Consider the following 19,787-nt stretch of genomic DNA (forward strand, 5'->3'; position numbering starts at 1 on the left):
ACGATGACCGGGTTCTTGCTGTCGTTGATGATTTCAAATTGGATGCCGGAAAAATCCGCGTTGCCCTGGGGCGTGCTACCGGTGATACTGTCCCGCTTTTCAACGGCAATGCCGCCCCGGACCACTTCGTTTTCGGCAGTCACCACATAAATCTTTTTGTGCTCTCTGACCTGCACTGTCTGCTCCGTGAAGGTCTGGAGCATGGATTCATTAGTGGCAACCTCTCGCACGGTATAGGTGCCGTATGGGAGAACCTCGTCCTCCGTGCTCGCATAGCCGCTCTCGTCAGTAACAAGGGTGGTGACCACCTGACCGGGAGCGTAGGTAGTGCCCTCCACCTCTACCGGGTTCCGGCTGCTGTTGACAACCTCAAAGGTGATGCCGGAGAAGTCCGCGTTGCCCTGGGGAGTCTCCCCAGTCTTGCTGTCCCGCTTTTCTACAGCAATGCCGCCCCGAACCACGTCATTCTCTGCCGTGAAGGTGTACATTTTTCCATTCTCGGCAACCGTAACCGGGATTTCCTCGGTGAAAGTTTTGAGCATGGACGCGTTGGTGGACTTCTCGCGGATGAGATAATCACCATAGGGCAGCACATTGGGGCCGGTGGTGGCCACGCCCTGGGCGTTGGTGGTTATAGTGACAGCCACCTCGCCGGGCGCGGCTTTCTTGCCGCCCACCTCCACGGGGTTCGTGGACTTGTTGACGATCTCAAACTGGATGCCGGAGAAGTCCGCGTCGCCCTGGGGACGCTCCCCGGTCTTGCTGTCCCGCTTCTCAACAGAAACACCGCCCCGCATGACCGTATCCGTCACGCTGGCGGTGTTGTCGTTGAACTCATCGTTTGACCCTGCGGGGATCTCGCAGAGCTGGGTGGACACGTCGCTGACCAGATACCCCTCGCCCGCGCTGATCTCCCGGAGCGTCCAGTCCTCTCCGTAGGGATAGTAGTCCGTGGTGAACTGGCCGTTCTCGTCCGTAGTATATTCCTTGACCAGCTCGTTCTCCTTGTATACACCATACTTAGCGCCAGCCAGAGAGCCGTTGCCCTGGGGTGTGGAGCCGGTTCTGTCGTCTGTTTTGGTGACTGTCACCCGCCAGCGTTTCAGCTTGTTCTCGAAGTGGATGGAGGCTGTCTGGCCCTCGGTCAGCGTAAAGGTTTGCGACTGAGGTTTCACATACTTGTTGGGGACGTTGATTTCTGTGGCGGTGTATGTGATTTTCGAGCCATCGGCGGCATAGATGGGCAGGCCCTCGATGTCGATGTTGCCATTGGCGTCGGTGGTCTTGGTGGTACTGCTGCCATCGCTGCCGGTGATTTGGAACTGGATACCCTCCACCTTGCCGTCCTCGGAGGTCTTGACCAGACCTGCGCTGCCTACCGCGTCGGTCTTGACCTTGATGTAGCAGCGGACCGGTTCGCCACCGTCCGCGTTGTAGGTTGCAAAGTTCTGCTGGGATGGGTCACTGGTTCGCCAGACTGCTACCGCGCCCTTGCCACCAGCTTGAGAATCCACATTGGTGACCGCTGAGGAAGTTTTGGGGCTGAGAATGGCCTCCGTCGATGAGAGGGTAAGTGTGTTTCCATTGGCACTAACCTTCACGCCGGGCAGACAAGCCTCAAAGCGGAAATTATCCAGCACTTTATTGCCATCCGTTACAGTAGCGCTATATTTGGTACCATCCCACTTCATGGTGATGGTGCTGGCTTTGTCTGGCTCCTTATGTGCAAAGCTGGGCACCTTCATGTAGTCGTTAAGCCGTTTCTTGAAATCCCGGTAGTATTCCAAAAACTTGGTGGGATTGTAAGCGTGGGGTGCGCACTTTTCCATATCCTCGTCCACCGCGGCCTCCACGCCGAACAGTCCGTCCCCCTGCATAAAGGCATGGCCGTTTATGGTCTCCCAAATCAGCAGCTGGGTCACAGCCCACTTGTCGCCATTGTCGCTGGGGCCTGCCCAAAAGTCCGCCGCGTTCCACTGGAAGCCCAGGGCCATGATGGTTCCTACCGTATCCTGTGCGTTTACGGTAAGGTCTGTCCAGGTATAGGGGGTTCCGCCTGTAGCGCCTTTTTCATGCTCCAGGCAGTACGCCGCTATGTTTGTGCCGTTAATGAGCATGGTCTTGGCGGGCATCTGGCTCACATATTCTCCCAATGTAGTCAGGGTTCCCACATCTGATTTGAAACAGTAATACCCCATCTGGAGGACGCCAGCCGTGCCCGCTCCCGCGGCGGCCCTGGTCCTGGCCCTTTGAAGGGAGGACCAGATCTGCGTGGCGTCCACCTGGGCCAGCTCGGTTTCATAGGGGCTGTCCGGCTGGGCGGCAGGCTCCGGGCTGGCGCTTGATTCAGCGCTTGGTCCTGGCGTTGAATCAGCCTCCGGTGTGGGGCTGGGTTCTTCATCCTGGCTTGGCTCCGGGGATTCCTCCGGGCTGGGTGTGGCCTCCAGGTCTGGCTGGGGAGCAATGTCCGGCCCGGCGCTGGGTTCGGGCTGGCTGCTCTCTGCGGGGGCCTCGCTGGGCGGGGCCTGAGAGGAGAGAGGTTCATCCGGCGGGGCCTCTGTGGCAAAGGCAGAGTAAGGCAGGCCGCTCAAGCAGAGCATAACGGCCAGAATCAAGGCCAGAGTTCGTTTCATTGTTTTCTGCATATATTTTATTCCTTTCTGATAATTATTATAAGTGTTAAAAGAGAGCACAAAAAAAGGACCTTCTGTTTTTCAGAAGGCCCTTGGCGTTAACCGTCAGTACAGGAGGTAGAATACTCCCGGCTCCGGTTCCGTGAGATAGTATCTGTCTGTGTAGGGATGCAGCTCCAGCAGGTAGTATTCGATTTTCTCCGCTATCCCCTGTGCGCCGCTGTATTGCTCCCAGCGCATAGGGCCTGCCCAGCCAGCGCCCTCATAGCAGAGGCCCCGGTCATACTGAACCGGGCGGGTCAGGTTCAGCGCCGCTTTTATTTCCTGCATTTTCTGACTGTCAGGTTTATCTGCTGGGTGGTAGAGTAAGGCGAAATATCCGTCTTCTTCCTTTGCCGTGATGAAGAAACGATCGCTCGCAGTGCGGGTGAGTGTCTGCTGGATGAGATTGCCTATGGCAGACGAGCTACGGGAGTCGCTTTCTTCATTTTCCCAGCTTCCCGCTGGGACGATAGCACAATCCGATGAATTCAACAGTGTGGGGTCCCACTTGGCGGTCGTGCCATCATAGGAAAAGTAGGGGTCATCGTTCTTGCCATGGAGCACATAGTCCAGAATCTTTTCCGGGTCCTGGTTGGGTTTGAGTTTGGCCCGGACCTCGTCCGTTATGGGAATTCTGGGCGCATCCGGGTCGGGAGAGGGGCTGGGCGTTACATCCGGGCTGGGAGAGGGCGTGGGAGGCTGGGGGTTCTCACTGCCGCCGTTTGCCAACAGTTCCCGGCTGCTGTAGAAGATCTGCGCCACCTGCGCCCTGGTGGCTGTGCCGCTTGGGTCCAGTTTGCCGCCGCTGCCGTTGATGATTCCGTGGGTTATGGCCCATTCCATGGGGTACTTGGCATAGTTGGACACCTTATTCCCATCCGGGAACTGCTCCAGCAGGCCAGCCCGGACCGTCAGGTCGCAGTTTGTGAACTTGGCGTAATTGTAGAGAATCACCGCCATCTGTTCCCGGGTCACGCTCTTGCCGGGGCTGAATTTTCCGCCCCCTGTGCCGTTCACAATGCCGTTCTGCGCGGCCCACTCCACATTGGGGGCGTACCATACCCCGGCTTTCACATCGCTGAAACTGCTTGTGGGATAGTCCTTCGGGTCAATCTTGGCTTTGTTCCCCAACACCGTCACGAACATCCCACGGGTCATGGGTTCTTCCGGGGAAAAGGTGGTCGAGGAGGTCCCGCTGAACAGCTTTTCGCTCACGGCATAGTCCACCGCCGTATAGTACCACTTACCCGGCTTTACGTCCGTGAACTTCTCTGCCGCTGCATTTGCAGGAAAGGGTACGCTCGACAGCATGACTACAGCCGCACCCGCTGCCAAAAATCTTTGAAACAACTTTGACATAGGTTACACCATCCTTTTGTGGTTTGAGAATTTTTCTAACCACAGCATACCGCAAATGGTGTGCCTATGTCCAGCGCTTTTTGAAAATATCCTGCAAAAAATTGCGAGAAATTTGTATGGTTAACCGAACAGCGCAGAATCAGGCTCTTTTACATGGACGGGCCGCAGTCAAAAGGGAGATCGTCCTCCGGGTCGAGATCCTCCGGGGTCGGCGCATATTCCCTCTCCGGCGGGACGTCCTCGTCTCTAAAACTGAGCCTGGCGTCCTCCTGGCGCTGGCCCTGCTGCATGGTCAGTTCGTAGGAGTGGAGTATCTGCCCATACAGGGCCTCCCGCGCCTCTTTCGTGACCGGGAAGAACACCGGGCGGGTCAGCTCGGTGCCGTCCTTGACGTAGCTCTGCTCCGGCTCTTTCACGAACAGGCCGTTCCTGGAATCGAAGATACGGAATCCTCTAACAGCAAAGGCCCCGGCAATGTTGACGTTTGCCGTGGCCTTGAGCTTGCTTTTTGAGCTGCTGATGGGGAAGACGCGGACAGTCAGATCCGGGAGCGGGGGCGGGGCCGGAGCCTCTTGGGGGATTGCCCCGGCGCCGGTCTGGGCCTGTTGGGGAGCGTCCGTCTGGGTGTGTTCTTTTCTCTTTGCCATTTTAACCTCCTGCTATTCTTCATGGCTGTTCTCCGCCCAATCCGCGATGATCTTCGCCGCAGCCTCCAACTGCTGGGCGGGAGAGAGGCTGGTTAGAAACTCAAAGGTCCTCTGGCTCTGGGGGCTGCTCTCAGCATGGTGCATGGCCTGGACCAGCAGTTTGATCATCTGCGGAGGCTCCGTGGAACAATTATCACAGATGCGCTCCCGCTTGATCAGGGCGCAGTCCTCGCTGACTACGGCGAAGCTCACCACGTCACCCCGCGCCATGCCGATGGCGTCCCTCACCTCCTGGGGGATTGTCACCCGGCCGCGTTTGCCGAGAATTCTCAAAGTTTTTTCATCGTTCATTTCCATATATACTTCCTTTCCACCGGGGCAAAGCCCGACAATGATATTTGCTCTGGCAGCACCAGCGATGTATCGTAGTTGGAGATGAGCAGCTCCTGATACATATTCCCAGGGTCGTACCTCTGGGCCAGATTGTTGATGCGCTCGATCTTCTCGATGTAGACCCCCGGCACACTGTACAGCGCCCGGATGGTGTCGCAGTCATTGTAGGACAGTAACCAGCGGGCTTTTATTTCCAGCAGGATCTCTGCCAGCAGCATATGGTCCGGGAAGCCGAACAGATTGCCGTAGTAGTCCTCGGTCAGCACATAGGGAGGGTCCAGGTAGAAGATGGTACCCTCGCTGTCGTGGGTCCGGAGGAGCCGCTCATAGCTCATGTGCTCCACCACCACATACTGGAACCGCTCCGCGACCGCGTCTATCAAGGGGAAAGCCGCCCAGGTGGACCGTGGGCTGGCCCCGAATGATGTTCCTCCTCCGCCGTAGCTCTGCCGGATGAGCTGATAGAAGTCCCGCGCCCAAAGGACAGGGTCCTTGTTGTGCCCTCTGGCAAGCCGGGCCTTAACAGTGTCGAAATCCTCCCGGGAGTTGAGGATGTACCGAAGGGCGGCTTGCAGCTCCTTGGGGTGATCGCGGACCATGCGGAAGAGGTTGACAAGGTTGGAGTTGAAGTCATTGTAAAATTCTTTGGCGGAACGCTCCTTGTTCAGCAGGACAGAGGCCCCGCCGCCGAACACCTCCACATAGGTTCGCTGCCTGTAGTCTGCCGGGAACCGGCTGATAATTGCCCTGCATAGGGCTTGTTTCCCGCCTATCCACGGGATCATGGACTGAATAGTACCACCTCCATTTCTCTGGGTATTTTTACTCTAATGGGCGGCCCCCTGACCATATTTCGCTCACTCCTATTTATCGGTGTTGACCGGGTGCTTGACCCGGTCCTTTTCCTCGGCGCGTTTCGCGCTGTTCCAACCGTCCAGCGTTCCGGTAAGGTAACCAGTGATGCGCCGGATGCGCTCAAATTCGCGGCCCTCGCCAACTGCCTTTTTGCAATACTTCATAGTGACAGCTCCTGCATGGGTTGCTGACCCGCTGCCAGCACATTGGCCCTTTCCTCGATTTCATGCCAGATAGTTTCCTGCTGGCGGCTGTCTTTCCCCTTGACCGTATCGCACAGGTCCGACATGGCGTCCGGCAGTTCCAACAGGGCCTTCGCCTGTTCATCGTCCAGCTCGTTATACTCCATCGTCAGCAGGATGTCCTCCCGCACCAGGTACTCCCATGCTTTATACAAGATTTGCTCGGGAGGGAGGGCCAGCAGTTCATCCCGGAAGGCTGCCTGCTCCTGGCACAGCTTTTCATACAGCTGCTCGTCCGGCGTAGCCTGCTGTTCATTTTGGATTACCGTGAAACTGTCCTCGAAGGGCATAAGGCTCAGCGACCGCCCGTTGTCCCACTTCATGAGCAGGCTTGGCTGGTCGTCTACACCGACTACCGTCCCGCAGAGACCGGGCGGCATATCCCGCTCGTTGTTGCACAGGCTGTGCAGTTGGATTCTCGTCCCCACCGGGTACTGCCGCCTGACCCGCTCAACCTTATTTCTGTCAAAGTTCATCCGGTTTCCTCCCCTCTGTAAATAGCAGCCGGTTGGCCGCACTCAGTCCATAGCCCCGGATCAGCATGGCGGTCTGTATCACCAGGAAGTACCGGGGGGACAGCACACTTGTGTCGGCCAGTTCTGTGAGAGATACCGTCCTGCTGCCTGTGATGATGTCCTTTGCCACTGTGAAGCAGACGTAGGCCATGGCGTCCAAACGCCTGGGCTTTATGGCAGTGATGTCGATTTCATTAGTTCCGATGTGATTCTCGGCCTGATGCCAGAGCCGGGAGTCTGCTGTCAACAAAAAAAGGGCTGCAGTCATCTTGCGACTACAGCCCTTGTGGTACCTGATTTCTTTCTCGAACAGTACGCCGTGGTTATCGTTGCGGAAAACCATATCACATTCCACCCATCTCCAAAATGTTTTTTGACTCAGGCTTCGGCGACGGCCCAGCCAGCCTCGTCTCCCAGATTACCGGGTCATCGTAGTTCCAGTGGTTTATACAGCTCAGTCTCTGCTCAGGTTCGACAAATTTCTGATACAGGCGGGGGAAATAATCCGGCAGGTCGAGGGCCTCATATGGATAATTGATCCCCTTGTTGTACTCGATATGATGTTACTTTGATTTGTTTCCATCGCGCTCTCCTTTCCTCCGCTGCTTTCTCTCCAGATCCTGTTGTATCTCTTTGGCCTCCGGCGGCTCCCGCTGGAAACCGGGGATCTGTTTCATGAAACTTTCGTAAGCCCTGTCTGTTATGCTTTCTGTGAAGTTTGGCATAAAACTTCCTCATCCCTTTCGGTTAAAATTATTTTCGGGCAAAAGAAAAGGGCCAGGAATTTCTTCCTGGCCCACCCGAATTTCTTTATTTATTCTTTCTTTTTCCGCTCTCTTTCTGAACCACGCAGGTTCAGATCCCAAAATCAGGGGTGGCATCCCCCAAAACACGGGATTTTTTACGGCCCTTTTTTGGCCCCTTGAACGCCAAAATTCCCCGGAATTCCGGGGAATTTTGGGGATGGCATCTTTTTTGTTAGGTCATCTTGGTGGACCATCAGGGACTCGAACCCCGGGCCGACCGGTTATGAGCCGGTTGCTCTAACCAACTGAGCTAATGGTCCCTAACAAATAATTGAGCTTATAAAACATCTAGTTTAAGATTATAATACCACATTTCCTTCCAGTTGGCAAGGCCTTTTTTATGAATCATGGATTGAAATTCAACTACTTATACTTATATAAAAAAAACGAGCTGAAGCGTTGGCTTCTTACCCGTCTTTTCAGACTCTTTTATGAAAGCTTCTTCCCATAACATATTGACTGAAAAACAGCATTTCATAAAGCTTTTGGATGCTACAAATCAGATCCCGAAAAAGTCTAGTGCCTTTTGTATGGACAAGTCCCAAAATGGCCACTCATGCCCATAGCCAGGAACTTCAAAAAATTCTGCTTTTAAGCCAATTTCTCCGGCATGTTTTTTGAATTTTTTGTATTTTTCCCATATAAGCTTGTCACTTTCTCCACAGGAAAAGAAAAGTTTAGGGAATGAAGCATTTTCCATCATCTCTGGCAGGCGGTCCCAAATATTGGCCGGAGACGCCAAATAGCTTTCCATGCCGCCCAAACTGTTTACCAAATTCTCTACACGCTTATTGAACATTTCACCAGCGGCGCCTTGCGCGTCTCCATCATATTTCGGCGTTTTCATCTCGTGGAGATTGGTAGGCGCGTTGGATAAGCTGGCAGCTCCCGCAAATTTTTCAGGGTTAGACACAGCATATTGCATCGCGCCGTTTCCCCCCATGGAAAGCCCCGCAATAAAATTATCCGGTTGGGCGGACGAGGCCGGTAACCACCCGTACACCAGGGGCATTAATTCATCCAGCAGATAGTCCCATGCATAATAACCCGTACCAAAGTTTGGCCAATTTAGATAATAAGCATTTGCTCCACTGGGCATTACCACCATAAGATTTCGCTCACAGGCATATGCTTCTATGTTTGTCTTTCGCACCCAGTCGGTATAATCGCCAAAGGTGCCATGCAGCAACCATAAAACCTTATATTTTTTCTCTGGGTTGTAAAATTCGGTGACGGAATCCTCCATCTGGCGGTCTGGAAGTATTATATTCACATCCGTGTTATTGCCTAAATACTGACTAAGGAAATTTAAATGAATAAGCGCCACACTGCTCACCTGCTATTCTCAAATTTTAGCAAAGGCTCGGTCTAAATCCTCCAAAATATCCTCCACATTTTCAAGACCTATGGACAAGCGAATCATTCCACCATCAATGCCGGCCGCAGCCAGTTGCTCGTCGGTTAATTGCCGGTGGGTCTCGCTGGCTGGGTGCAGCACACAGGTGCGAATATCCGCCACATGCACTTCATTAGAGGCTAATTGTAGCGCATCCATAAACTGGGCCGCTGCCTGCCGCCCGCCTTTGATCACAAAAGAAGTCACACCGCTGCAACCCTTCAGATACTTTTGGGCCAGCGCATAATCCGGGCTAGAGGGCAGTCCTGGATAGGAGACACTGACCACCTTTGGAGATTTCTCTAAATATTCAGCAACTCGTTGTGCATTTTCGCAATATTTGCCCATGCGGACCGGGAGAGTTTCCAAACCTAAATTCAGCAAAAAAGCCGAATGTGCGGCAGGATACATGCCAAAGTCACGCATTAGCTGCATCCGTGCTTTAATAATATAGGCCATTTTCCCATAAGTTTCTGTGTAAGAAATACCATGATAGGACTCGTCAGGCTCGGTCAATTCAGGAAAGTTTCCGTTTGTCCAGTCAAAGTTTCCGCTGTCTACAATCACGCCCCCCACCTGTACAGCATGTCCATCCATATACTTTGTGGTGGAGTGAATTACAATATCCGCGCCAAACTCGAAAGGCTTACACAAGATAGGGGTTGCGAATGTATTATCAACTACCAGCGGCACGCCCATTTCATGCGCAATTTTGGCAAAACGTTCAATATCCAAAACCTTCAGCGCAGGGTTTGCAATGGTCTCGCCAAAAACCAGCTTTGTGTTTGGTCTAAAGGCAGCCTTGATTTTCTCGTCGCTTTCGGCAGAATCCACATAAATACATTCTATCCCCAGTTTTTTCAACGTAAAGGAGAAAAGATTGATGGTTCCACCATAGATGGTAGGCAGACTAACAATACTATCTCCAGCCTTGCATATATTGAGAATTGTCAGCAGTGTGGCCGCCTGGCCAGATGTTGTGCACATGGCGGCCACGCCGCCCTCTAAAGCGGCAATTTTATCCTCCACGGCCATCACCGTAGGATTTCCAAACCGGGAATAACATAATCCCTTGGTGGGGTCATCAAAAATCTCTGCCACCTGGGCGGCAGAATCATAAACATACGTGGTACTTTGCACAATTGGCAGCACACGCGGCTCACCATTTTTAGGCGTATAGCCCGCGTGCAGGCATTTTGTTTCATCTCTCATTCTTTGCCACCTCCTATTCGCTGATGTGGCCGGAACTGACCCCCTGCACCGCATCACCTAGGGGCAGCCATTCCATAACCTTCAAGATGTACTCATCCCAGAACTTCCAGTCGTGCCCACCCGCGCTCTCACGCCAGGTAACGTCATACCCCAAGCTCTGCAATTTATCCCGGAACTCATGGTTAGGCTGAATCAGGCCGTCCTCGGTGCCACAGGCCAAATAGAACTTTGGTTTTTCCGCACAGTCCGCCTGCCTTTCCGCCAATGCGGTATAGTCGTTTTCACCGCCCAGAACTTTATCCAACTCGCCAAAAACAGACTCATAATAGCCACGGTTTGTCATCAAATTATCCGTGTATTCCGAGTTCAAGTTTTGCTCGTTAAGAACCAGCGCGGCAGACAGGCCACAGATGCAGCCAAAGGTCTCTGGATGCTGCAAACCATTGACAATGGCGCCGAAACCGCCCATGGACAGCCCGCCAATGAAAGTGTCCTCCCGTTTTCTGGACAAAGGAAAGCTGCGGCGGGTAAACTCCACCAGATCTTTCGAGATGAAAGATCCATACAGGGCGCTGGTTTTCCTGTTATCTACATAAAAGCTGTTGTCACCGCTGGGCATCACCACTGCCAGGTTTCGGTCCTGAGCCCAAGCCTGCAGCCGGGTACCTGTGACCCAGTCTGTGTAGTTGCCAAAAATGCCATGGAGCAAGTAAAGGGTTTTAAAAGGATGTTCTTCGGGCTGGGGCTGGCCGGGAAAAATGATCTTATCCGTGGGCAAAATCACGTTGATGGGAACCATCCTCATCAGTGATTTTGAACAGAAATTGCATGTGATAAGCGCCATAATTTACCTCCTGATTTTATATAAATTGTTGTGGCTACACATAGGTAAAACTTACCGCCAGCTTTGCGCAGCTTATTCCAAAGCCGCCAGGGATTCCTGAATCATCCGCACCTTCTCCGCCAGTTTTTCACCGTTAGATCGCACGCCCGCCACCACATTTTCTGGGGCTTTGCTCATAAAGGTCTCGTTATTCAGTTTGGCGTGGACCGTGTCCAGCTGCTTTTGGGCCGCGGCCAGCTCCTTGTTCAGCCGGGCCCGCTCGGCCTCTCGGTCAATCAGGTCGTCCATGGGTAGGTAGCCCTTGCAGGCAGAGGTCACCACAGCCACCGCGCCCGGCACCTGGAAGCTCTCGCCGGTCTGCACGCCGCTGCAAAATGCCAGCCGCTGTATGGCATTTTTCTCAATTTCAAAGGCCTCGGGTTGTGCGGTTTCTATATAAAGATGGGCCTTGCGGCTGGGCGGCACATTCATTTCGCTGCGGCGGGTGCGCACACCGGTGATCAGCTCCATCACCTTTTCCATCTTCACCTCTTCCTGGGGGAAGTCCAGGCTTTCGTCAAACTCCGGCCACTTGGCCACCATAATGGCCTCCCCCTCGTGGGGCAGGCTCTGCCAAATTTCCTCGGTGATAAAGGGCATAAATGGGTGCAGCAGCTTCAGTGTGTTGCCTAAAACCCACACCAGTACCTGCCGGGCACGCTGCGGGGAATTATCAGAAATATTTTCGTCGTTTTGGGCCATGCGCAACTTAGCCAGCTCAATGTACCAGTCGCAGAAATCGCCCCAGAGGAAATCGTACACTTTCTGCACCGCCACGCCCAGCTCAAAGCGCTCCAGGTTCTCGGTCATGTCTCTGGCTACACGGTTGAACTTGCTAACGATCCACTTGTCCTCCAGCTCCAGCTCCTGGGGCAGATGAGGGGAGACGTCTCTGCCGTCAATGTTCATGTGGATAAACCGGGCGGCATTCCAGATCTTATTGGCAAAATTCCGGCTGGCAGCCACCTTCTCGTCGGAGTACCGGGTGTCATTGCCCGGGCTGGTGCCAGTAATAATGGTCAGCCGCAGGGCGTCGGCGCCGTACTGGTTAATCACGTCCACTGGGTCAATGCCGTTGCCTAAGGACTTGGACATCTTCCGGCCTTGGGCATCCCGCACCAAGCCGTGGAACAACACGGTGTCAAAGGGCGGCTGGCCCATGTGCTCAATGCCGGAGAAGATCATCCGGGCCACCCAGAAGAAAACAATGTCGTATCCGGTCACCAAGGTGTTGGTGGGGTAAAAATATTCTAAATCCCTGGTATTTTCCGGCCAGCCCAAGGTGGAGAAGGGCCAAAGCGCCGAGGAAAACCAGGTATCCAGGGTGTCAGGGTCCTGGTGTAGCGCGCCGCCGCAGTGGGGGCAGGCTGTGGGGTCCTCCTGGCTGACAATGGTCTCGCCGCAGCTGTCGCAGTACCAGGCGGGAATCTGGTGGCCCCACCACAGCTGCCGGGAAATACACCAGTCCTTAATGTTCTCCATCCAATTATAATAGACCTTCTCCATGCGCTCGGGAATAATCTTCACCTTTTTGCCGCGCACCGCGTCAATGGCCGGGCCTGCCAGGGGCTCCATCTTCACAAACCACTGGGTGGAGATGCGGGGCTCCACCGCTGTGTGGCAGCGGTGGCAGGTGCTCACGTTATGGCGCAGGGGCTCGGTCTTTAGCAGGTAGCCCCCGGCCTCCAGGTCGGCCACAATCTGCTTACGGGCGTCCTTGCCGCTAAGGCCCGCGTATTTACCGCCGTTTTCGTTTATGGACCCGTCGTCGTTCATCACGTTAATGATGGGCAGATCATGGCGCTGGCCCACCGCAAAGTCGTTGGGGTCGTGGGCAGGGGTAATTTTTACCACGCCGGTACCGAAGTCCATCTCCACATAGTCGTCAGCCACAATGGGGATTTCCTTGTTCATCAGGGGCAAAATCACTTTTTTGCCAATTAAATGCTGGTACCGCTCATCGTTGGGGTTCACCGCCACGGCGGTATCCCCCAGCATGGTCTCCGGGCGGGTGGTGGCCAGCTGGATGTCTCCGCTGCCGTCGGCCAAGGGATAGCGCAGGTGCCAGAAGAAGCCGTCCTTTTCCTCAAATTCCACTTCCGCGTCAGAAAGAGCGGTGCGGCAATTGGGGCACCAGTTAATCAAGCGCTCGCCCCGGTAGATCAGCCCCTTCTCGTACAGCTTGACAAACACATGGCGCACCGCCCGGCTGCACCCCTCGTCCATGGTAAAGCGCTGGCGGTCCCAGTCGGCGGAGGAGCCCAGCAGCTTTAGCTGGCTGATGATGGTGCCTCCGTACTTCTCGTTCCAGGCCCACGCCCGCTCCATAAAGCCGTCCCGGCCCAGGTCCTCCTTGCTAATCCCCTCCTTGCGCATGGCCTCTACAATTTTCACTTCGGTGGCCAGGGCGGCGTGGTCGGTGCCCGGCAGCCACAGGGCGCTGTAGCCCTGCATCCGCTTCCAGCGGATGAGCACATCCTGGGTGGTCATGGTCATGGCGTGGCCCACATGAAGCTTGTCCGTAATATTGGGCGGGGGCATCATAATGGTATAGGGCTTTTTGGCCGGGTCTGCCTCCGCGTGGAAAAAGCCCCCCTTTTGCCAGAAATCATAGATGCGGCCCTCCACCTCTTTGGGCTCATAGGCCTTTGCCAGTTCTGTCTGCATTTTTTACTTCCTCCCTTATCTAAGGTTACGGGACTCTGGTCTCGTCTGCCGACTGGGCCGGCACTGTACAAGAGCAATGCTTTGCTCTTTGCCACGGGCAATCAGCGCCCCGCACCCTGCTGGGAAACTTTTTAAAAAAAGTCCCCCTGGACCTTTTAAAAATTTTCACTTCGAATGATTTCGGAGAACCATAGATTGATGAACTTCTGCCACGAGCCAGTAGAACCTGGAACCGGGAACGTTTCGAGACGAAGGGCATTTCTGGGCCGCCATAGCCCCCATGGCTTCCTCTGTAACCAAAGCCCCGCACGGACGCGCCCAGAACCCAGCCCCCACCGGGGGGCGCAGGCCCATATCATTACCATAAATCAAAACCGTCTCCGGCCCCGCTTATTCCACCGCGCCGGTGTATTGTGCGTACCGGGCGAACAAAGCCGCCGCCTCGCTGCGCTTGGTATTGTTCCGGGGATGAAAGCTCCCTTTGTCATCCCCTTTCACCAGGCCCACCGCCGCGCAGATATATACCGCGTCCCGGGCCCAGCCCGCTATGACCGCGTCATCCGGAAAATCCGCTACCCCAGCGGCGCCCGCGTCCAGATCAAAGGCGTTGCACAGCACCAGACACATTTCCTGGCGGGTAATAGGGTCTCCGGGCCGGAATTTTCCCCCGCTGCCCTGCATGGCGCCGGTCTCTTTGGCCCAGGCCACCACCGGCGCATACCAGGCCCGGGTGGGCACGTCGGGAAAGCTCTCCACTCCCTGGTAGGGGGTTAGGTCAATGCCCTGCACGTTGGCTACGGCTTTCACAAATTCTGCCCGGGTAATGGTCTTATTGGGCAAAAAATTGCCCTTTGCGTCTCCGGAAAAATACCCCAGGCCAGCCACTAGCTCTACATTGTCAAAATACCAGGCGTCCCGCTTTACATCTGGAAAAGTGGGCTGGGGATAGTCCTGGCCGATATACACATAGGCTTCCCGGCTTTTGGTGGGATAAATTTTACCCGGAACCGTGATGTTTTCCGCCTTATAGGCGTCCCACTCCACGTGGGATTCCTGCTGGTCAAAAATCTGGCCCTGGGCGCGGGTTTTGCTGCCAATCAAAAAGTAGGTGTATACCCCGAGCCGGTCCTGTCCGTCGTCCCAGGTCAGGTCCAGGTTATACCACAGGCCGTCATCCATGAGCACGTTGTTCCACATGTGGGTGGCGCTGGAGACGCAGACGCAGGGAATGTCCAGCAGGTCGCAGACCAGCTTCATGGCTTTAGAGTAACCGTCGCAGACCGGGTCGTAAATATCCCCGCCAATCAGGCCGCTGTAGGCGCTGTGGCTTAGGATTTCTTCCTTTTCGGTGGGCCGCACATGGTTATAGCTGGACCGTTGTGCCAGCAGGTCGTGGGCCACCTTCAGTTTGCTGTAGGTATCTGGCTGCCTTGCGGCCTCGTCGGCCACCTTTTGGGCCTCTTGCATCATCTCGGTCCGCATGGCCTCCTCCTGGCCCCCATGGGGCAGCTCAAAGCCATAGTAAACATTGCTGACCTGCACCTTTGAGGCCCCCCAGGCACTGCTATAAAACACGCCGTAGGTGATGGTCCCGTCCAGCCACAGCAGGTCTGGCCGGTCGTAGCGCAGGGCAATGACAGCCGCGCCCATATCATTATAAATAGAGTTATACACCTGCTGGGCGGCCTGGTCAGCGGGATAAAAGGTGTGGTCTCGAATGCTCCCGTCAATGGAGACGCCGTTGATTCCAGAGACGTTTACATAGACCGCTCGAATGCCGTCAATATTTACCGCATTGCGAATCTGGTCAAAAGTGATGCTTTGCAAAGCGTTGTAGCAGGCCTTCTGCCGGGTGTTCAAACAGCTATACATAGAGCCACTTATCCCGGCGTTGGCAGAGGACTGGTAGCTTTCGGCGGGTAGTGCGCCAATCTCCTCTCCCAGTGCCATCTCTACATGGGCCGAGGCGCTGGGGTCCGCCGCGGCTATCGCCACAGGGGCCGCGCCCATAAGAACCAATACGGCCAGCGCGCCTGCCAAAAGCCGCTTGAGGTCCAATATGCTAAAATTCATTGCCGCACATCCCTTCATTAGGAGAGTTTATTCTCTGATATTATCCCTCATTTTCCCGAGATTGTCAAGTATTTGTGGCATAGGGGGAGTGTCCAAAACGAGGAGATAAAAAACAAGCTCCCGGCGAGCGCCATGAAAAGTTTCGTCAACCTTTTCAAAGGTTGCGGGGGTTTTTAGGGGCGGCGCCCCTAAACCGCCGGAGGCCGCTCTTTCGTCATAAACTCTTCTTTTCGGACACTCCCTGGCATAGGCCCGCCTTGTAGGCTACAGGACGGGGCGCAGGGGCGTCAATCTTCCAACATCCCTGCAAAAAAACGGAATACGCCCAGTCCGTCCACTGTGTCAGGGCGGGCATGGGCCAGGGTCATGCGCTCGGGGTGCCACTGCACCGCAAATACCCTTCTCTCTGGGCAGGCCAGGGCCTCCACCACGCCGTCTCCAGCCAGGGCCGCTACCTGGAACCCCTTGGCCACCTGCCCGGCCCCCTGGTGGTGGGCGCTGTTAACAAAAAATTCCTCTCCATATATTTCTCGCAAAAAGCCCTCTCCCGCAGTCACCCGGTGGGCTTTGTCACCTGTGGACTCCTCCCACCGGTGGGCGGCCGCGGTGGGCAGGTCCTGAACCAGCGTGCCCCCAAAGGCCACGTTCAGCACCTGAAGCCCCCGGCAGATTCCCAGAATGGGCCTGCCGGAAAACTGTGCCACCAGCCCTAGCTCCGCCCGGTCCAGGTCTGGGTCCACCCCCCGGCTCCCCTGGTTCTCCTGGCCAAACAGAGCGGGGTCCAGGTCTCCGCCCCCAGGCAGCAGCAGGCCATGGCATCCCTGGGCTAGGGTCTGGTCCCAAGAAACCACCGGCGTTAGGCCGCAGGCCGCCAGGGCCGCTATGTAGTTGGCCCGGTGTTCCGCCTGGCCGTAAATAAATATTTTTTTCATAACAGCCTCCCGCTTGTATAATGAAAAGATTGATCAGCGCCCCGTTTAAACCAGCGGATAGCCGCTGGCTAAAAATCGAGCGCTATTATTATGCGTGGGTCTGCCATCAGGAATATTCCCGTCTATGTCTGTCAGTCGCCGTGGAATTTTCAGAAAATTCAACCTTTTTTTCTTGATTTTGCCCCCGCTTTCCCTTATAATGGGAAAACCTCGACCGAATGAAGAAAAGGGGCTTTTGCAAAAGTGTCTGCCTATATTTATATGCCTCGGGTAAAGATTCCGCCACAACTTTTTTGCGACCATTCTCCTCTGGCCTCTCTTCTTTTGGGTGTCAAGGGAAAACGGAGCTGAATTCTCAAGGCCTTGCCCCGGCCCTTACAATAAAACAGCAGGGCTTCTCCAACGAGGCCCAGAGAAAAGGGGAGACAGCTTATGAATCGATATAATTCCACAGAGAGGGTCCGTTTCTCTGTTGAACAAAGAGCTTTGGCACAGCAGCCCCAGGAACAGAAGGAATATGTTCGCCGCTCTCAAGGGCGGCAGCCCGCTGAACGCAAGGCCGCCCTGGTTATTATGGGCGCGGCGATAGCCTGTGTGCTGATTGTGGCCGGTGCCATCTGGCACACGGGGCGTTCCACCGGCAGCGCGGCCGACCCGGCGGTGCACCTGGAGGTAAGCCGGAACAACGACAGCTTCGCTGTGCAGGCGGGAGGTTTTACGAACGCCCCGGCCTCCACGCCTCTGCCGGGCCAGGACTACCAGCAGCTCTCGGACCCCCTGCTGGTGCTGGTCAACGACCAGGTGCCCCTGCCCCAGGACTGGGAGGTAACCCCTAACTTTATTGGGGACGAGATTGTGGATATTCGGGCCTATAGCCAGCTGGACGCCATGTTTTTGGCAGCGGAGCAGGACGGCGTCTCTTTTTGGGTGTGCTCGGGTTACCGCAGCGTGGAGGACCAGGAGGACATCCTGGCCCGGGAGATCCGCCTGCACATGCAGAACGACGGTATGAGCCAGGAAGAGGCCCAGGAGCTCTCTTTGCGCACCATTGCCCGGCCCGGCTACAGCGAGCACCACACGGGCCTGGCCGTGGATCTGAACGACGTGAGCGACAATTTTGAAGAAACCGAGGCCTACCGCTGGCTACAGGCCCATAGTGCAGACTACGGCTTTGTGCAGCGGTACCGCCAGGACAAGGTGGATATTACCGGCATAGACAACGAGAGCTGGCACTACCGGTATGTAGGGGTAGAACACGCCCAAGAGATGAACCGGCTGGACCTATGTCTGGAAGAATATGTGGAGTATTTAAAGGAGCAAGGGGTACGGTAGCCTCCTTATGTTGAAAGGGAATGCCCCTTCTGTAACCTGGCGGAAATATTGCCCGGCCCAGGAAATGAAGAAAACTGGTATACAGCCAATCGTTTTAATAAAGCCGTGCCTGCCGATGCGTGGCCCCACGCCCCAGGGCCTTCGAAATCCCGTCACGATTCGGCAAAATCAAGCGATCAAGCGGATCGCCGCATCACAACAAAATGGCACCCGTGCGCGCGGGGGCCATTTCTGGTTTTGACGTGGATCTCTATGTGTGGGAAGCGGCAGTGGCGGGGCATAAAATCTCACGATAGAACGTTTCAAGAAGTTTCAATCGCTGGAAACAACGCTAGGGAATATCCTGCTCCTCCTAATCTACTTTAATTCCTCCTGAAATGTTAAATGATCAATGGCAATTAGGCCAGTGACAAAAATTTTGATGGATTTTAGCAAAAGCTCAATGACGGTAGACTCATCTGGTCCATGGGCGCCGCCATGGCCCGGGCGGAAAATGCTTCGGTCCGCATATTGAGAAAGGTCCCCGCTAAATCCCATTCCATAGGAGATGGAATAGGGCAGTTTTCGGGCGTAGGTCCCGCCAGGCAGTACAAAGGGTTTGAGCTCCTGATGCATGATACGGTTAAAATGATGGGTAAGAATGTCCACCACCGGGTGATCGGCAGGAAAATGATGGGCCGGGTCCACCCTCTGGGGCTGGGCCTGGTACCCGTGACTTTTACAGACCCCCGCCATATCCGCCAGAATCTTTTCCGCGTCTCCTGTGATGGGATAGCGGATGTTTACGGTCAGCCGGGGTCTGCCCTCTTCCAGAGACAGCATAGAGCCCACACAGGTCATTTTACCAGAGTCCGGGTCCTCACAGCCAATGCCCAGGGTCTGGCCATAGCAGTCTGTATTTACCATGTCCGGCAGGGCCAGCACCGCGTCGTCTTGGGGAGACAGCGCGCCGCTTTCCCGCAGCCCTTTGATCAAAATGCCAATGGCATTCCGGCTGTGTTCGGGAAACGCTGTGTGCCCGGCGCTTCCCTTGGCTGTCAGTACCAAGCTGCCTCCCCTGTCCTCCAGAATGAATTTTTCCCGAAGGGCATCCTGGGCTGCTATTACCCGGCTGGTCTTTTTCAGCTGGGCCAGGGCGGAATCAGGCACTACGTTATCTGCCACACCTCCCTCCAGCCGAAGAATGCTGTCGCTCAAGGGCTCTTCAGAGGCCAAAATTTCGGTAATAATACCCTTCTCTCCATAGCACACCGGGTAGTTACTGTCCGCGATAATGGAGAAGGGCGGCGTGGGGTAGTGTGCCAGATAGTACTTTATATCCTCCATGCCCTGCTCCTCATTAGTGCCCAAAAACAGCTTCAGGTTGTGGCGCAGAGGAATGCCCAGGTCACGAATACAGCGCAGCACATAAAAGACCGCCATGGTCTGGCCCTTGTTATCTTGGGCGCCCCGGCCAATGATCATCCCATTCTTAATAACGCCCTGGTAGGGCGGGAAATCCCAGTCCTCTCCTTCCGGCACCACGTCCAGGTGCCCCCAGAACCCAATGGTCTCTCCCTTGCCCCCCATATCGATGCCGCCCATATAGTCCTCATAATTTTCTGTCAAAAAGCCGTGCCTCTTCCCCAGGTCCAGCATAGCGTGCAGCGCGTCCCGGCAGCCCTGGCCATAGGGCTTTACCGGGCTGTTCTTTTCCGCCACACTCTTAATACGCACCTGGTCCACAATGTCGTTGATAAGCTCCTGTCTGTGTTCTTCAATCCACTGGTCTATTTTTTCCTCCCAAATAGCTGTTTCCAT

The 19,787-nt window shown here is 55.1% G+C and carries 16 protein-coding genes, 1 tRNA gene and 1 pseudogene; 1 reads left to right on the forward strand and 17 read right to left on the reverse strand.

The genetic code is table 11. The annotated features are described in order from the left end of the window. The 16 genes and pseudogenes from U8U68_RS09945 to U8U68_RS10020 all read right to left on the reverse strand — a co-directional run. A partial coding sequence (locus tag U8U68_RS09945; protein ID WP_322200660.1) for a SpaA isopeptide-forming pilin-related protein occupies positions 1–2,645 on the reverse strand: 2,645 nt, incomplete at its 3' end. Positions 2,646–2,738: 93 nt separating this feature from the next. Next, a complete protein-coding gene (locus tag U8U68_RS09950) occupies positions 2,739–4,034 on the reverse strand; it encodes an S-layer homology domain-containing protein (protein WP_322200661.1) in 1,296 nt (431 codons plus the stop codon). A gap of 149 nt (positions 4,035–4,183) precedes the next feature. Further along, on the reverse strand, positions 4,184–4,681 hold the full coding sequence (locus U8U68_RS09955) for a septation protein SpoVG family protein (protein ID WP_322200662.1): 498 nt from the start codon (positions 4,679–4,681) through the stop codon (positions 4,184–4,186). 12 nt (positions 4,682–4,693) lie between these two features. Further along, positions 4,694–5,032 (reverse strand): AbrB/MazE/SpoVT family DNA-binding domain-containing protein, encoded by a 339-nt coding sequence (locus tag U8U68_RS09960; RefSeq protein WP_322200663.1) that lies wholly within the window; start codon positions 5,030–5,032, stop codon positions 4,694–4,696. After that, positions 5,029–5,859 (reverse strand): DNA adenine methylase, encoded by an 831-nt coding sequence (locus U8U68_RS09965; RefSeq protein ID WP_322200664.1) that lies wholly within the window; start codon positions 5,857–5,859, stop codon positions 5,029–5,031. Before U8U68_RS09965 ends, U8U68_RS09960 begins: the two co-directional genes overlap by 4 nt. 78 nt (positions 5,860–5,937) lie before the next feature. Further along, positions 5,938–6,084, reverse strand: a pseudogene (gene nrdD / locus U8U68_RS09970) (anaerobic ribonucleoside-triphosphate reductase); the annotation flags it as partial. 5 nt (positions 6,085–6,089) lie between these two features. Then, positions 6,090–6,647 (reverse strand): DUF3848 domain-containing protein, encoded by a 558-nt coding sequence (locus tag U8U68_RS09975; protein ID WP_322200666.1) that lies wholly within the window; start codon positions 6,645–6,647, stop codon positions 6,090–6,092. Continuing rightward, positions 6,637–7,029 carry a hypothetical protein gene (locus U8U68_RS09980; RefSeq protein WP_322200667.1) on the reverse strand — a complete coding sequence of 131 codons (393 nt, stop codon included), beginning with the start codon at positions 7,027–7,029 and terminating at the stop codon, positions 6,637–6,639. The genes U8U68_RS09975 and U8U68_RS09980 overlap by 11 nt, the downstream gene beginning before the upstream one ends. A 220-nt stretch (positions 7,030–7,249) precedes the next feature. Continuing rightward, positions 7,250–7,411 (reverse strand): hypothetical protein, encoded by a 162-nt coding sequence (locus U8U68_RS09985; protein ID WP_322200668.1) that lies wholly within the window; start codon positions 7,409–7,411, stop codon positions 7,250–7,252. Positions 7,412–7,675: 264 nt separating this feature from the next. Further along, positions 7,676–7,752 (reverse strand) — tRNA-Ile (locus U8U68_RS09990). 239 nt (positions 7,753–7,991) lie between these two features. Continuing rightward, positions 7,992–8,819: an alpha/beta hydrolase gene (locus U8U68_RS09995; protein WP_322200669.1), complete on the reverse strand. Its 828-nt coding sequence runs from the start codon at positions 8,817–8,819 to the stop codon at positions 7,992–7,994. 18 nt (positions 8,820–8,837) lie between these two features. Further along, positions 8,838–10,100, reverse strand: a complete 1,263-nt coding sequence (locus U8U68_RS10000; protein ID WP_322200670.1) for an O-acetylhomoserine aminocarboxypropyltransferase/cysteine synthase family protein — start codon at positions 10,098–10,100, stop codon at positions 8,838–8,840. 13 nt (positions 10,101–10,113) lie between these two features. After that, complete coding sequence (locus U8U68_RS10005; RefSeq protein ID WP_322200671.1) at positions 10,114–10,944, reverse strand: alpha/beta hydrolase; 831 nt, start codon at positions 10,942–10,944, stop codon at positions 10,114–10,116. A 72-nt stretch (positions 10,945–11,016) separates the two neighbouring features. After that, positions 11,017–13,650 carry a valine--tRNA ligase gene (locus U8U68_RS10010; protein WP_322200672.1) on the reverse strand — a complete coding sequence of 878 codons (2,634 nt, stop codon included), beginning with the start codon at positions 13,648–13,650 and terminating at the stop codon, positions 11,017–11,019. Positions 13,651–14,040: 390 nt separating this feature from the next. Continuing rightward, positions 14,041–15,723 carry an S-layer homology domain-containing protein gene (locus U8U68_RS10015; protein ID WP_322200673.1) on the reverse strand — a complete coding sequence of 561 codons (1,683 nt, stop codon included), beginning with the start codon at positions 15,721–15,723 and terminating at the stop codon, positions 14,041–14,043. 287 nt (positions 15,724–16,010) lie between these two features. Beyond that, positions 16,011–16,655: a gamma-glutamyl-gamma-aminobutyrate hydrolase family protein gene (locus tag U8U68_RS10020; RefSeq protein ID WP_322200674.1), complete on the reverse strand. Its 645-nt coding sequence runs from the start codon at positions 16,653–16,655 to the stop codon at positions 16,011–16,013. 432 nt (positions 16,656–17,087) lie between these two features. On the opposite strand from U8U68_RS10020, the gene U8U68_RS10025 reads away from it, so the two are divergent. After that, positions 17,088–17,987 carry a M15 family metallopeptidase gene (locus U8U68_RS10025; RefSeq protein ID WP_322200675.1) on the forward strand — a complete coding sequence of 300 codons (900 nt, stop codon included), beginning with the start codon at positions 17,088–17,090 and terminating at the stop codon, positions 17,985–17,987. A gap of 357 nt (positions 17,988–18,344) precedes the next feature. Here the strand turns inward: U8U68_RS10025 and U8U68_RS10030 are convergent, their stop codons facing one another. Further along, a complete protein-coding gene (locus U8U68_RS10030; protein WP_322200676.1) occupies positions 18,345–19,787 on the reverse strand; it encodes a Sapep family Mn(2+)-dependent dipeptidase in 1,443 nt (480 codons plus the stop codon).

This window comes from Acutalibacter intestini (genome assembly GCF_034334985.1).
GTDB lineage: Bacteria > Bacillota > Clostridia > Oscillospirales > Acutalibacteraceae > Acutalibacter > Acutalibacter intestini.

Excerpts from the sequence above, each read along its gene's own strand:
- U8U68_RS09950 (WP_322200661.1), bottom strand. The coding sequence starts at position 4,034 with ATGTCAAAGTTGTTTCAAAGATTTTTGGCAGCGGGTGCGGCTGTAGTC.
- U8U68_RS09955 (WP_322200662.1), bottom strand. The coding sequence starts at position 4,681 with ATGGCAAAGAGAAAAGAACACACCCAGACGGACGCTCCCCAACAGGCC.
- U8U68_RS09960 (WP_322200663.1), bottom strand. The coding sequence starts at position 5,032 with ATGAACGATGAAAAAACTTTGAGAATTCTCGGCAAACGCGGCCGGGTG.
- U8U68_RS09965 (WP_322200664.1), bottom strand. The coding sequence starts at position 5,859 with ATGATCCCGTGGATAGGCGGGAAACAAGCCCTATGCAGGGCAATTATC.
- U8U68_RS09975 (WP_322200666.1), bottom strand. The coding sequence starts at position 6,647 with ATGAACTTTGACAGAAATAAGGTTGAGCGGGTCAGGCGGCAGTACCCG.
- U8U68_RS09980 (WP_322200667.1), bottom strand. The coding sequence starts at position 7,029 with ATGGTTTTCCGCAACGATAACCACGGCGTACTGTTCGAGAAAGAAATC.
- U8U68_RS09985 (WP_322200668.1), bottom strand. The coding sequence starts at position 7,411 with ATGCCAAACTTCACAGAAAGCATAACAGACAGGGCTTACGAAAGTTTC.
- U8U68_RS10000 (WP_322200670.1), bottom strand. The coding sequence starts at position 10,100 with ATGAGAGATGAAACAAAATGCCTGCACGCGGGCTATACGCCTAAAAAT.
- U8U68_RS10005 (WP_322200671.1), bottom strand. The coding sequence starts at position 10,944 with ATGGCGCTTATCACATGCAATTTCTGTTCAAAATCACTGATGAGGATG.
- U8U68_RS10010 (WP_322200672.1), bottom strand. The coding sequence starts at position 13,650 with ATGCAGACAGAACTGGCAAAGGCCTATGAGCCCAAAGAGGTGGAGGGC.
- U8U68_RS10015 (WP_322200673.1), bottom strand. The coding sequence starts at position 15,723 with ATGAATTTTAGCATATTGGACCTCAAGCGGCTTTTGGCAGGCGCGCTG.
- U8U68_RS10020 (WP_322200674.1), bottom strand. The coding sequence starts at position 16,655 with ATGAAAAAAATATTTATTTACGGCCAGGCGGAACACCGGGCCAACTAC.
- U8U68_RS10025 (WP_322200675.1), top strand. The coding sequence starts at position 17,088 with ATGAATCGATATAATTCCACAGAGAGGGTCCGTTTCTCTGTTGAACAA.
- U8U68_RS10030 (WP_322200676.1), bottom strand. The coding sequence starts at position 19,787 with ATGGAAACAGCTATTTGGGAGGAAAAAATAGACCAGTGGATTGAAGAA.